Annotated in this window: 12 protein-coding genes and 2 pseudogenes; 6 read left to right on the plus strand and 8 right to left on the minus strand. The window is 73.1% G+C overall.

Features of this window, described 5'->3' with window-relative positions; translation table 11 throughout:
• Positions 1 to 5: 5 nt before the first annotated feature.
• The 3 genes and pseudogenes from I003_RS0121210 to I003_RS35005 all read right to left on the minus strand — a co-directional run.
• On the minus strand, positions 6 to 362 hold the full coding sequence (locus I003_RS0121210; RefSeq protein ID WP_078564237.1) for a (2Fe-2S)-binding protein: 357 nt from the start codon (positions 360 to 362) through the stop codon (positions 6 to 8).
• Positions 349 to 1542 carry an FAD-dependent oxidoreductase gene (locus tag I003_RS0121215; RefSeq protein WP_027773345.1) on the minus strand — a complete coding sequence of 398 codons (1194 nt, stop codon included), beginning with the start codon at positions 1540 to 1542 and terminating at the stop codon, positions 349 to 351. Before I003_RS0121215 ends, I003_RS0121210 begins: the two co-directional genes overlap by 14 nt.
• 61 nt (positions 1543 to 1603) lie before the next feature.
• Positions 1604 to 1729, minus strand: a pseudogene (locus I003_RS35005) (helix-turn-helix domain-containing protein); the annotation flags it as partial.
• A 262-nt stretch (positions 1730 to 1991) separates the two neighbouring features.
• On the opposite strand from I003_RS35005, the gene I003_RS0121220 reads away from it, so the two are divergent.
• Positions 1992 to 3098, plus strand: a complete 1107-nt coding sequence (locus tag I003_RS0121220) for a peptidoglycan recognition protein family protein (RefSeq protein ID WP_027773346.1) — start codon at positions 1992 to 1994, stop codon at positions 3096 to 3098.
• A 125-nt stretch (positions 3099 to 3223) separates the two neighbouring features.
• Here I003_RS0121220 and I003_RS0121225 read toward each other — a convergent pair whose 3' ends face one another.
• Complete coding sequence (locus tag I003_RS0121225; RefSeq protein WP_037721341.1) at positions 3224 to 3904, minus strand: hypothetical protein; 681 nt, start codon at positions 3902 to 3904, stop codon at positions 3224 to 3226.
• 851 nt (positions 3905 to 4755) lie between these two features.
• Here I003_RS0121225 and I003_RS0121230 point away from each other — a divergent pair.
• Positions 4756 to 6183: a multicopper oxidase family protein gene (locus tag I003_RS0121230; RefSeq protein ID WP_486584321.1), complete on the plus strand. Its 1428-nt coding sequence runs from the start codon at positions 4756 to 4758 to the stop codon at positions 6181 to 6183.
• A gap of 60 nt (positions 6184 to 6243) precedes the next feature.
• Here I003_RS0121230 and I003_RS35010 read toward each other — a convergent pair.
• Positions 6244 to 6688, minus strand: a pseudogene (locus I003_RS35010) (AbfB domain-containing protein); the annotation flags it as partial.
• Positions 6689 to 6969: 281 nt separating this feature from the next.
• Here I003_RS35010 and I003_RS0121240 point away from each other — a divergent pair.
• The 3 genes from I003_RS0121240 to I003_RS0121250 all read left to right on the plus strand — a co-directional run bounded on the left by I003_RS0121240 (position 6970) and on the right by I003_RS0121250 (position 9734).
• Complete coding sequence (locus tag I003_RS0121240; protein ID WP_027773350.1) at positions 6970 to 7851, plus strand: universal stress protein; 882 nt, start codon at positions 6970 to 6972, stop codon at positions 7849 to 7851.
• 94 nt (positions 7852 to 7945) lie between these two features.
• On the plus strand, positions 7946 to 9043 hold the full coding sequence (locus tag I003_RS0121245) for a baeRF3 domain-containing protein (protein WP_027773351.1): 1098 nt from the start codon (positions 7946 to 7948) through the stop codon (positions 9041 to 9043).
• Between the two features lie 118 nt (positions 9044 to 9161).
• Positions 9162 to 9734 (plus strand): dihydrofolate reductase family protein, encoded by a 573-nt coding sequence (locus I003_RS0121250; protein ID WP_027773352.1) that lies wholly within the window; start codon positions 9162 to 9164, stop codon positions 9732 to 9734.
• A gap of 53 nt (positions 9735 to 9787) precedes the next feature.
• On the opposite strand, the gene I003_RS35015 is transcribed toward I003_RS0121250, so the two are convergent.
• Complete coding sequence (locus I003_RS35015; protein WP_486584322.1) at positions 9788 to 9907, minus strand: DUF397 domain-containing protein; 120 nt, start codon at positions 9905 to 9907, stop codon at positions 9788 to 9790.
• Between I003_RS35015 and I003_RS36150 the strand changes: the two genes are divergently transcribed.
• Positions 9884 to 10057, plus strand: coding sequence for a hypothetical protein (locus tag I003_RS36150; RefSeq protein WP_158689011.1), 174 nt, complete (start codon positions 9884 to 9886; stop codon positions 10055 to 10057). The genes I003_RS35015 and I003_RS36150 overlap by 24 nt on opposite strands.
• A gap of 44 nt (positions 10058 to 10101) precedes the next feature.
• Here I003_RS36150 and I003_RS0121260 read toward each other — a convergent pair whose 3' ends face one another.
• Both I003_RS0121260 and katG read right to left on the minus strand, forming a co-directional pair.
• A complete protein-coding gene (locus I003_RS0121260) occupies positions 10102 to 10467 on the minus strand; it encodes an Mth938-like domain-containing protein (RefSeq protein WP_027773354.1) in 366 nt (121 codons plus the stop codon).
• 149 nt (positions 10468 to 10616) lie between these two features.
• On the minus strand, positions 10617 to 12845 hold the full coding sequence (gene katG, locus I003_RS0121265) for a catalase/peroxidase HPI (RefSeq protein ID WP_027773355.1): 2229 nt from the start codon (positions 12843 to 12845) through the stop codon (positions 10617 to 10619).
• Positions 12846 to 12889: the final 44 nt, after the last annotated feature.

Below are 12889 nucleotides of genomic sequence, written 5' to 3' on the forward strand. Positions count from 1 at the left end.
ACTGTTCACGCGGGCAGCTCCGCGCCGTTCTGGGTGCGGATGTCGTCGCCGTCCTCGGCGAGGCGCTGGCAGGCGCGTACGTCGGGGGCGCCGTTGACGACGACGAGGCAGTCGTGGCAGACGCCGATGCCGCAGAAGACGCCGCGCGGCCGGCCGCCGCCGCGCGTCGTCCGCCAGGAGACCCGGCCGAGCACCAGCAGCAGCCCGGCGATGGTCCGTCCGGACTCGGTGACCAGTTCCTGCCCGTCGACCCGCACGGTCACCGGGCCGCCGGCCCGGCCCTTCCGGGCGGCATCCGCCCGGCTCCCGCCGGCTCCCGCGCCGCCGACGGCCCGCTTCCGGCTGCGCCTACGCCGCCTCATCGGCCGCCGCCTCCCTCATGACCCCCGGCCGGTCCACCCGGAACGGCTTGTCGTCCATCTGCGGCGTCCGCCCCGTGAGGAGATCCGCCAGCAACTGCCCCGTGCCCGCCGCCAGTCCGATGCCCGCGCCCTCGTGCCCGGTGGCGTGCCACAGCCCGGGACGCCGCGGGTCCTCGCCGATCACCGGCAGGTGGTCCGGGACGTACGGACGGAAGCCTCCGTACGCGCGGATCACGGGCACTCCGGCGAGTACCGGGAACAGCCCGGCGGCCTTGCGCGCCAGCTCCCGCAGCACCGCCACCCGCACCGTCTCGTCGAAGCCGACCCGCTCCCGGCTGGAGCCGATGAGCACCGTCCCGGCCCGCGTCGCCTCCACGACGGTCGACGTCTGCAGGCCGGCGGTGCCGCCGGCGACCGCGCCGACGTAGTCGGCGTCGTAGACCTTGTGCCGCACCGTGCCCGCGGGCAGCGCGGCGGTGACGAGGACCATCCCGCGCCGCGGCAGCACCGCGACCGGGGCGCCCGCCGCCGCGGAGAACCGGCCGGCCCACGGACCGCAGGCGTTGACGACCGCCCGGCACGGCACGGTGTCCCGGTCGGTGCGCACCCCGGTGACGGCGCCCGCGGCGCCGGTGGTGACCCCCAGCGCGGTGACGCCGGACCGCACCCGCCCGCCCCGCGCCCGTACCGCGGCCAGCAGCGCGGTCGTCGCGAGCACCGGCTGCACCTGGCCGTCCTGCGGGTAGTGCACGGCGGCCTCCACGTCCGCGGTCAGATGCGGCTCCAGCGCGCCGGCTCCGGCCGGGCTCACCGGCTCCGCCTGCACCCCCGCGGTGCGCTGGGCGGCGGCGAAGTCCGTGAGCGCGCCGGCCGCCGCCGGGGTGGTGGCGACGACGAGGCCGCCCTTGGCCTCCCACTCCGCCTCCGCGCGGCGCGGGCCGAGCAGGTCGCGCACCTCGGCGAGAAGCTGCGGCCAGCGGCGGCGGGAGTGCTGAGCGAGCGTCAGCTCGGGGCCCGGTGCCTTGTCGGAGACCAGGACGTTGCCCTCGCCGGCGGCGGTGGTGCCGCCGGCGGGCGCCCCGCGGTCCAGTACGGCGACCGACAGTCCGGCGGCGGTGAGCGCCTCGGCGCAGGCCGCGCCGATCACCCCGGCGCCCACGACCACGACGTCGTACGCCACCTGCCGCCACCTCCGTTCATGAAAACGAACGTCAACGAGCGTATGGAGGGCGCCGGTCGGCGAGTTGCGACAGCGTGCCCTTGGCGATCCCGGAGGCGCGCGCCAGCCCGGAGAGGGTGAGCCCCGCCCGCGTCCGCAGCGCCCGCAGATTGGCCCCGAGCACCCGGCCTGCCTCTTCCCGTACCACCGGACCTCCTCGACGCCTCGTGCGAGAGGCTACCGCGCGCCCGGCGAGGCGGCGCCGGACGTATTCACTATTCGCGTATCGTCGTTTTCATTGGTCGGCCCATTGGCGCGGAGAGCTGACCCCCATTTCCCGTGCAATAGGGGCCGTTGTTACTCAGGGGTTGTCGTGTGCATGTCTCGGATGTTTTCATGGCCGACCGGACAGCGCGCGCACAATCCTTGATCCCCCCACATCCACCCCCCACCTGAAGAAGGAGACCAGGATGGCTGCACATCCGGGTTTCGACCGCCGCGCACTGCTGCGCGGTGGACTGACCGCCTCCGCGGCCGGAGCGCTCGGGCTCGGCGCGGCGGGACTCGCACACGCCACGCCCAGGTCAGCGACCACCTCCGCACCCGCCGCACCCCGCGGCGCCCGCTCCCTCGCGGCGCCCGAGCCGCGCATCTACACCACCGCGGAATGGGGCGCCCGGCCGCCGCAAACCGACATCGTCGTCCTCGACCACGTGCCGACGTACATCGCCGTCCACCACACCGCGGAACCCGGAAACAGCGAGGATTACTCGCTCGAACACGCCATGGAAATCTGCCGGTCCATCCAGAACTTCCACATGGACACCCGGGGCTGGGGCGACACCGGCCAGCAGTTCACCATCAGCCGCGGCGGTTACCACCTCGAAGGCCGGCACCAGAGCCTGGACGTCGTGCGCGGCGGCACTCAGCACGTGCAGGGCGCCAACGTCGGCGGCCGCAACAGCGAGGTCATCGGGATCGAGAACGAGGGCCTGTACACCGACGTCGACGTGCCCACCGCGCTGTGGGACGCGCTCGTCGCGATGGTCGCCTGGATCGCCGGCCAGTACGGGCGGCCGGTCGAGAACATCATGGGCCATCGCGACTTCAACTCCACCGAATGCCCGGGCGAGGTGCTCTACGGCCGCCTGCCCGAGCTGCGCGAGGCGGTGGCCGGGGTGCTCGGTGCGCCGAAGCCGGCCCCGCTTGCCGTCTGGCCGCTGCTGCGCCCCGGCGACAGCGGGCCCGTGGTCCGCGCGGGGCAGCACCTGCTGCGCGCCCGCGGGTTCACCGGGGTGGCGGCCGACGGGGTCTTCGGCCCGGCCACGAAGCGGGCCGTGGCCAAGCTCGCCCAGGTCGACGGCGTCGAGCGGCACTCCTGCTCGGCGGAGTTCCACAAGCGCGCCGACGAGACGGGCTACCTGGGCTCGGACATCTGGCCGCTGATCACCCCGCGCGGGCGCGCCGGGACGAACGGCGAGGTCGCGAAGGCCCTGGAGGTGCTGACCGGCCGCGGGCGGCGGGCGCCGTCGAACCGGGAGCTGGACACGGCGGTATGGAAGCAGTTGCTGTCCTGAGGGCCTGACCGGGTACGGACCGGGCGCGGCAGCGCGCCCCGTCGCCCACGGCCCGTCAGGGGTACGGAACGACACCGCGACCGCCGCGTGCAGCCCTTCGCCGGGCGGCGCGGCGGTCGCCGGCGTCAGCGCCGCCCCGCCACGAACGGCCGGAGCTTGTCGGCGAGAGCCTCGCTCGTCACCAACTGGAAGTCATCGGCCAGAAAGAGGGCCGACTCGGGGCACGTCTGTTCGGGGCTCGTCGTGCCGTCGAGGGCGAACGTGGTCACCGGCTCGCCCGTGGCGGCCTCGAAGACCCGGAAAACGTAACGCGCGGTCTTCACGTCGTACTCGCCGTCGCCGGTGTTGTTCGAGCCGCCGACGTAGGTGCAGGTGCCGACCGTGCGGCTGTCGTGGGTGTCGTCGTCGTACTGGCAGACCACGAGCTGGGTGTCGATGCGGGGGCGGGCCGGCGCCCAGTCGGCGGGCAGTTGCGGGGGCTCGCTCTCGTCGACGGCGATGGTGTCCTTGAAGAGCACGGCCGGGTGCGGCCCGGCGCCTTCATAGGCGGGTCCGCCGGGGAGGTAGGGCTTGACCTCGGCGGCCTCGAACGGCCCGGTGAAGTCGCAGGCGTCCTCGCTGGTCGTCACCGTCTGCCGCGCCGGCGGCGGCGTACGCGGCAACGGGTCGGGGGAAGCCGCCGGGCTCGCCGTCTTCGGCCCCTTTGCGCCCTCGTCGCCGTCTCCGCCGGTGCAGGCGGCCGGCCCGGCCCCACCCGCGACGGCGAACAGCACGAGCCCGGCCACGCCGCGCCGTACACGTCCCACGATGCCCGCTCCCTCTCCGACGCCGGGGTCCCGCCCGCACCGTACCGCCACCGCCCCGGGACGGGTCCCCGCCGGATTGCGCGCTGACGGTCGGGCTGGGGCCGATTACCGGAGGTCTCTTGGTGGTTGGGCAGGGGGCGAGCAGTGCCGGAGGGTGTCGTCCGACGGCTTCGTGCTGCTGCCGCGCTCCGCCGCCGAACACCTGCTCCCCGCCACCGCCCCGCCCGGCCCTCACCGACGTGCTGCCGCCGGTGCCCCGGGTGCCGCGTCCGGCCGTCATGCGGTGGGCGGCACGGAGCGGTCAAGAGGTGAGCGGCGCGGGCGGGCGGCGGCGAGCGTGCCGCACGCGTCACCCGAGGCGCCCGCGGGCCTCGCGCCGTCCACCCCGCCTCTCACCTGTGGCAGGAGCCGCCCGGCCGCTGCTCGCGGGACGCGGTCCCGCCCGTGACCGCGTGCGCCTTCCTTCATGTTGTTGAAGAATGAATCAGTCCGCTTCGGGCGTTGCCGCCATCTCCTCTACAAAAAATCAAGTCATCACCAAGTGGGACGTTCCATACTTGAGTGCGAGGTGCGAGTCGCTCACACCTCCCTGTCGATCCGTTACGGATCACGCTGAACCCGTGGCGGGCCGGGGCCAACGGCTCCCGGCCCCGGTCCGCACCGGTGACCGCACGGACTGTCCACGGCCCCCCGGGTGACACCGCCTCGGAACCGTCTGGACGCCACCCCCCTCACCCCGGTCCATCCCGGCATCGCCACGGCGCTGTGGCACTGATGTCCGGGCGCACACAGTTCACAGCTCAATGGAGGCAACTTTCATGGTGAGTCGGCGCAGGGTGCTCGCTGCGGGTATGGCCACAGCGGGCGTCGGCGTGACCGGAGCGGCGTTGGTGCCGCTGGCGACCGCACCGGCCGGGGCAGAGCCCGCCGGGGCGGAGCCCGCGGCCGGTGCAGCGCTCGCGGTCACGCCTTTCACCCAGCCCATGCCGCTGCCCGCGGTGCTGTCGCCGGTGTCGACCGGCGGCGGCGTCGACACCTACGTGATGACCATGAGATCGGGCACCGCGGAGATAATCCCGGGCGTCGAGTCGGAGGTGTTCACGTTCAACGGGGAGTTCCCCGGTCCGCTGATCAAGGCGCGCCGGGGCCGGCCCGTCGTCATCGAGCAGCGCAACCGGCTCGACGTGCCCACCTCGGTACACCTGCACGGAGGAGAGGTGGCGGCGGAACACGACGGCCAGCCGATGGCGACCATCGCCCCGGGCGAGGACCGTACGTACTACTACCCCAACACCCAGCCGCACGCCTCGCTCTGGTACCACGACCACGCCCACCACATCGAGTCCGAGAACGTCTACCGCGGCCTGGCGGGCCAGTACCTCCTCACCGACGAGGAAGAGGAGGCGCTGCCGCTGCCCACGGGGGAATACGACCTGCCCATCGCCATCCGCGACGCCAATGTGGACGCGACCGGCCTGCACTACACCATGGGCGACCGGCAGCGCTCCACGATGATCGCCAACGGCAAGGCGTACCCGTACGTCGAGGTCGCCGCCCGCAAGTACCGCATCCGCCTGCTCAACTGCTCCAACCAGCGCTTCATGGAGCTGGGCCTGGAGGACGGCAGCGAGATGATCCAGATCGGCTCCGACGGCGGACTGCTGCCCCGCCCCTACCCCACCACCGCGATCCCGCTGTCCGCCGCCGAGCGCGCCGACGTCGTCATCGACTTCTCCCGCTACGCCGTCGGCAGCAGCGTCGTGCTGACGAACACCGGCGGCTTCGGGGACCCCGAGCTCGTCGGCCAGGTCCTGCGCTTCGACATCGTCCGTACCGCGAAGGACAGCAGCCGCGTCCCGGACGTGCTGCGCGAGCTGCCGCCGCTGCCCGAGCCGACCGCCGAGCGCACCGTCACGCTGCGGATGGACGAGGACGGCCGGCCGGACCCGCAGGCGTACATCGACGAGAAGCTGTACGACCCGGACCGGGTGGACCAGCAGGTCCGCTTCGGAGCCAGCGAGATCTGGACCATCAGGAACCTCAACCAGATCGCGTGGCACAACTTCCACATGCACCTGGTCCAGTTCCGCATCCTGGACCGGGACGGCCAGGCACCGGGGCCCGGAGAGGCAGGGCTCAAGGACACCGTCAACCTGCGCCCGAACGAGACGGTCAGGGTGCAGGCGACGTTCGACACCCACCAGGGGTCGTACGTCTACCACTGCCACATGCTCGACCACTCCGCGATGGGCATGATGGCGACGATGAAGATCGCCTGACGCCCGGCCGGCCGGCGCGCCGGCCGGGGATGCGCCCCCCGGCCGGCGTCGCCGCCCCGCTCACGGAGCCCAGGGTGGCGCCACCGCCCAGGTGGTGTCCTCGGTGTAGGCGGCGGGGTTGTCCCAGGGGTTGCCCCCGCCCTGCCGGGCGAGCCACACCTCGGCGTCGATGTGGCCTGCGAAGCTGCCGGGGAAGTTCGCCGAGGACAGCCGCACGCCGCCGCTGCCGGCCGTCGGGCAGAACGTGGCGTCCTCGCGGAACAGCACGCCGTCCCCCGCCTCGCGGCGCACCCGGTGCTCCCGGTGGCGCAGATACTCGCCGGGGTGGTTGCGCGGCTCGAAGGAGTAGCACAGCGGCTTCCCGAGACCGCGTACTACCTTTCAGGTGGCGTCCTGCCTGAGCAGGTCGCCGCTGCCCGCGGTGACGACCTCGGTGGTGGCGAGGGCGTCGGTGTGGCGCAGGTAGCGGTCGGTGGCCGGGGGTGCTCACGCGCAGCGAGACGTACGAGACGCGGCCCGCCAGCAGAGTGCGCTGGACCTGATGAACGCGGCACCCTGACGGCCGGGCCGAACCGGGGCCTCGCGGGGCCCGGCCCCCGAGCGGTCCGGCCGCCGCGTCACCGGTGCGCTCACCCCCGGGGGAGCGGGGGAGCGGGCCGCCCCCGGCGGGCACTCACCCGACTGCGGGCGCAGCGCTGGTGCCTCCGGCGGGTGTGACCCAGGCTCGGGAGAGGACTGGGGAGCACACCCCGGGCGTACGGCCCGGGGGAACGGAGTGTGGCTGGGATGGAGACTGCGCCGGTCGTCGTGGGTGTGGACGGCTCCGCGGCGGGCCTCGACGCGGTCGCGGCCGCCGCTCGGGAGGCGAGGCTGCGCCGGTGCGGCCTGCGGGTGGTGCACGCGCTTCTCTGGCCGGCCTTCGGCGCCTACCCCGGCGCCGCCGTCATGCTCCCCGGCGATTCCGCGCTGCGCGAGGAGGCCGAGAAGATCGTCGCCGACGCCGTCGCACACGCCCGGCGGACGGAGCCCGCCGTCACCTCCCACGGAGCCGTCATGACCGGCGAGGCGATGCAGGTCATGGTCAAGGAGACGGAGACCGCGCAGTTGGCGGTGGTCGCCCGCCGGGGCCGCGGCGCGTTCGCCCGGCTGCTCGTGGGCTCCACGGCGGTCCACCTGTCGGCGTACGGCCACTGCCCCGTGCTCGTCGTCCGGCCCGGCGGCGCCGGTCCCGGCGGGCCGGTGCTGCTGGCGGTCGACGGCTCTCCGGCCGGGGCCGCCGCCATCGACTTCGCCTTCGACGAGGCCGCCAGGAGGGACGTCGGGCTGGTCGCCCTGCACGTGTGGAGCGCCTGGGCCAGGTACCCGCCGCGGGCGGACGCACCGGTCCGGTCCGCCGCGGCCGACCCGGCCGCGGAAGGCGACCGGGTGCTCGCCGAGGCGCTGGCGGGAGCGGAGAAGACCTATCCGGGCGTACGGGTGGAACGCACCGCCGTCGAGGGATCGGTCCGCGAACTGCTCATCGAGGCGAGCAAGGACGCCGGCCTCCTCGTCACCGGCGCCCGCGGATACGGCGGCTTCGCCGGGCTCCTCCTCGGCTCGGTCAGCCACGCACTCCTGCAGCACGCGCACTGCCCGGTCGCCGTCGTGCGCGGCGCGGAACGCCTCTGACCCGCCCCCGACCCGTCTTCGACCCGCCCCCGCCCCGGCCCTGACCGGCCCTGACACCCGCCGCACCGACGGCCGAAGGACCTGGAGAGGCACGATGGAGACCTCGATCACCCCCAAGGCACTCGCGGAGCTGCGCGAGCGGCGCCCGTACCCCGCCGTGTCGCTCACCCTGCCCACCCATCGGGGAGCATCCCACAACGCCGAGGACGCGGTACGGCTGCGCAACGTCCTCGCCGAGGCCGAGCGGCAGCTCGACCGCGACCCCGACGCGACGCGCGCGGCCCGCCAGGAGGTCCGCGCGCAGCTCGCCGCGGCGGCCGACGAGATCGATCTGTCCCAGGCGCTCGACGGCCTGGCCGTCTTCGCCGCCGCGGGCGAGCATCACGTGTTCGCTCTCCCGCGCACCGCCCCCGAACGGGTCGTCGTGTCGGACTCGTTCCTCACCCGCAATCTGGTCGCGGCCTATACGTCCCAGCGCCCGTACTGGGTGCTGTCCGTGGCAGCCGACCGCGCCACCCTGTGGAGTGGATCGGAGCAGCACGTCACCGAGGCCGCCGTCGGCGGCTTCCCGATGACCCGCACCGTGGACAACCCCGACACCGAGCGCGAGGAGCGCATCGGCGACACGCCCAGCAAGTTCCGCGACGAGGAGGTGCGCGCCTTCCTGCGCGACGCCGACGCGGCGATGCGCACCGTCCTCGACAGGGACCCCAGACCCCTCTACGTCACCGGCGAGGACGCGGCTCTCTCCCTCCTCGCCGACACCGGCGCCGCCACCGCCACCGCCGTTCACGTCCACCACAGCGGCCTGGCGCAGGGCCCCCCGGACGCGGTCGCCAGAGCCGTCGCCCCGGCCCGGGAGGCGCAGGCGCGCCGGCACACCGACGAGGCCGTCGCCGCCGTGGAGGAGGCCCTGGGCCGCCGGGCCTTCGCGGGCGGCGTGGACGAGGTGTGGTCCGAGGTCTCCGAAGGCCGCGTCCACCACCTGGTCGTCGAGGAGAACTACCGTGTCACGGTCCGTTCCGCCGAGGACGAGCACCTGATCCCCGCCGAGGACGACGACCCGCGGGCACGCCACGACATCGTCGACGAGATCGTCGAGAAGGCGCTCGACACCGGCGCGGAGGTCACCTTCGTGCCCGACGACGCCCTCGCGGACCACGACCACATCGCGGCGGTCCTGCGGTACTGAACGCCGCTGCCGGCCGCCGGCCGATGAGTTCCGGGTGTCCGCGCCGTCGTAAGGGATGACAGCAAGCCGCGCGGGGACCGCCCACGCCGGAGTCGTCACCAACCAGGAGTCATCTCTCATGCGCACCTTGATCAGCACTGCCTTCGTCTCCCTCGACGGCGTCGTGGAGGCCCCCGGCGGCGAACCCGGTTACCGCAACTCCGGCTGGACCTTCAAGGACGTCGAGTTCCGCCCCGAGGCGTACGAGTTGAAGGCCCGGGAGCAGGAGGAGGCCGGCGCCCTGATGCTGGGCCGGAACAGCTACGAGGCGTTCAGCCCGGTGTGGCCGGGCATGGACGAGTTCGCCCGCTACAAGGTCCTGCCGAAGTACGTCGTCTCCACCACGCTGGCCGAGGACGACCTCGTCACCGACTGGGGCGACATCACCGTCCTGCGCTCCCTCGACGACGTCGCGGCCCTGAAGCGGACGGAAGGCGGCCCGATCATCGTCCACGGCAGCGCCACGCTCAACCACCACCTCTCCGACGCCGGCCTCATCGACCGCTACCACCTGCTGGTCTTCCCTCTGCTGCTGGGCGCGGGCAAGCGCCTGTACAGCGACACCTCCAAGGACACCCAGAAGCTGAAGCTGGTCGAGCACGAGGTCTACGCCAACGGTGTGCAGAAGAACGTCTTCGACGTCATCCACTGACGCGCGCGTCACCGCCCGCGCGGCCGGACACGGCTGCACGGGCGGTGGGTACGTCAGAGCTCGACGGCCTTGGCGAAGGCCACGAAGTCGGCCCAGGCGGTGGGGGTCAGGGTGAGCTGACCGCCGTCCCGGTCCTTGGTGTCCCGGACGTGGACGGCCCGCGATGTGAGCAGGCGGTCTACCTCTCCGCCTCGGCCCTGGCGGGCATAGCCCGCTTCGCGGTCCTCCGAGCCCTTGTCTTCACCACCCCCCGCCCCGAGCCCCGCACCCGGGCCCTGCCCAAGCCGCGGACGGCCAAGACGTCGGTCACGATCGCCGCGTAGGACGTAGGGCCCGGCCCCGGCAGAGGGCCCCAGCCGGCGGTTGCTCAGCAGGTGGAGTGGAAGAGGCCGCCCACCGGGCCGGCTGCGGCGAGGGAGTTGTACAGCTCCACCGCCTCGGGTGTGGGGGCCACGTGGGCCTCGATGTCCTTCTCCGCGAGGAGTGCCAGCGTTTCCGGCATCGTCCCGAGGCGGCGGTCCATGCCCTCGCTGAGGACGACCACCGTGGCTCCGTGGTCCAGCAGTTCGCGGATCTCCTCCGGGCGGATGCCCGGGTCGTGGCGGGTGCCGTACTCGTTCCAGTCCCAGGCGTGGCCGCCGCCCGGGAACAGCTTGAAGTCCTTGCCCTCGCCGAGCCCTTCGACCACCATCCGGCCCCACGACAGGTGCGTGATCCTCGGTGAGCGCTCCATCGTGGTCCTTCTCCCGGTCTTGTGAGACGTCGGAGTCCTACGGCGGCCATCGTAGGGCCGGCCGCGGCAGCACAAGCCGTGCACGCCGCACGCACGACGGGAACGGGCCGGCCCCCGCGGGAGGGCCGGCCCGTTGGGTCAGGACGGGGTCACTTCAGGTCGAAGCGGTCCAGGGTCATGACCTTGTCCCAGGCCGCGACGAAGTCGTGCACGAACTTCTCCTTCGCGTCGTCGCTCGCGTACACCTCCGCCAGCGCGCGCAGCTCCGAGTTCGAGCCGAAGACCAGGTCCGCGCGGGTGCCCGTCCACGTGACCTCGCCGGTCGCGTCGCGGCCCTCGAAGAGCTGGCCCTCGCCGTCGACCGACGCCCAGGTGATGTCGAGGTCGAGCAGGTTGACGAAGAAGTCGTTCGTCAGCGTGCCCGGGGCCTCGGTGAAGGCGCCGTGGGCGGACTGCTGGTGGTTGGCGCCCAGGACGCGCAGGCCGCCGACGAGGACGGTCATCTCCGGGGCGGTCAGGCTGAGGAGGTTGGCACGGTCGAGGAGGAGGTACTCGGCCGGGAGACGCTGGTCCTTGGCCAGGTAGTTGCGGAAGCCGTCCGCGGTCGGCTCCAGCGCGGCGAAGGACTCGGTGTCCGTCTGCTCCGCCGTGGCGTCCGTACGGCCAGGGGTGAACGGAACCTGGACCTCGACGCCGGCGTCCTTGGCCGCCTTCTCCACACCCGCGGCGCCGGCGAGGACGATCAGGTCGGCCAGCGAGATCCGCTTGCCGCCGGACTGGGCGGAGTTGAACTCCTCCTGCACGCTCTCCAGCGTGCGCAGCACACGCGCCAGCCGGTCGGGCTCGTTGACGTCCCAGCCGATCTGCGGCTGCAGCCGGATGCGCGCGCCGTTGGCGCCGCCGCGCTTGTCGCTGTCACGGTACGTCGACGCCGACGCCCACGCCGTGGCGACCAGCTCGGAGACGGACAGGCCGGACTCCAGCAGCCGGGTCTTCAGCGCCGCGACGTCCACCGCGTCGACCAGCTCGTGCGTGACCTCCGGCACCGGGTCCTGCCAGATCAGGTTCTCGTCCGGCACCTCCGGGCCGACGTAGCGCACCTTCGGGCCCATGTCGCGGTGGGTGAGCTTGAACCAGGCGCGGGCGAAGGCGTCCGCGAACTCCGCGGGGTTGTCCTTGAAGCGCCGGGAGATCTGCTCGTACGAGGGGTCGACGCGCAGCGACAGGTCCGTCGTCAGCATCGTCGGGGCGTGCCGCTTCGACGGGTCGTGGGCGTCGGGGACGGTGCCCGCGCCGGCGCCGTCCTTCGGCCGCCACTGGTGGGCGCCCGCGGGGCTCTTGAACAGCTCCCACTCGTAGCCGAAGAGGATCTCGAAGAAGCTGTTGTCCCAGGTGGTGGGGGTGTCGGTCCAGATGCCTTCGAGGCCGCTGGTGATCGCGTCGCCGCCCTTGCCGGTGCCGTGGGTGCTGGCCCAGCCCAGGCCCATGGCCTCGATCGGGGCGCCCTCGGGGGCGGGGCCGACGGCGTCGGCGGGGCCGTTGCCGTGGGTCTTGCCGAAGGTGTGGCCGCCGGCGATGAGGGCGACGGTCTCCTCGTCGTTCATCGCCATCCGGCGGAAGGTCTCCCGGATGTCGCGGGCCGCGGCGAGCGGGTCGGGGTTGCCGTTGGGGCCCTCGGGGTTGACGTAGATGAGGCCCATCTGCACAGCGCCGAGCGGGTTCTCCAGCTCGCGGTCGCCGCTGTAGCGGCTGTCACCGAGCCACTCGGTCTCGGGGCCCCAGTAGACGTCCTCCTCGGCCTCCCAGACGTCCGCGCGCCCGCCGGCGAAGCCGAAGGTCTTCAGGCCCATGGACTCCAGCGCGACGTTGCCGGAGAGGATCATCAGGTCGGCCCAGGACAGGTTCTGCCCGTACTTCTGCTTCACCGGCCACAGCAGCCGGCGGGCCTTGTCGAGGTTGCCGTTGTCCGGCCAGCTGTTCAGCGGCGCGAAGCGCTGCTGGCCCGAGCCGGCACCGCCGCGGCCGTCGTGGATGCGGTACGTACCGGCGCTGTGCCACGCCATCCGGATGATCAGCGGGCCGTAGTTGCCGAAGTCGGCCGGCCACCAGTCCTGCGAGGTCGTCAGGACCTCGGCGATGTCCCGCTTGACCGCGGCCAGGTCCAGGCTGCGGAACGCCTCGGCGTAGTCGAAGTCCTCGCCGAGGGGGTTGGAGGCGGGCTGGTTCTTGGTGAGGATCTTCACGTTGAGGCGCTCGGGCCACCACTGGCGGTTGCCACCGCCCTGGGTCGGGTGCGGGGCGCGGCCGTGTGCGACGGGGCAGCCTGCCGCGCCCTCCGGGTTGCTGTCGGTGACGTGTGCTTCAGGCTTGTCGGCCATGAAAATCCTTCCGGACCATGCGGTTGAGAGTGCGGTGCGCGGGG

The organism is Streptomyces sp. CNQ329, from assembly GCF_000482585.1.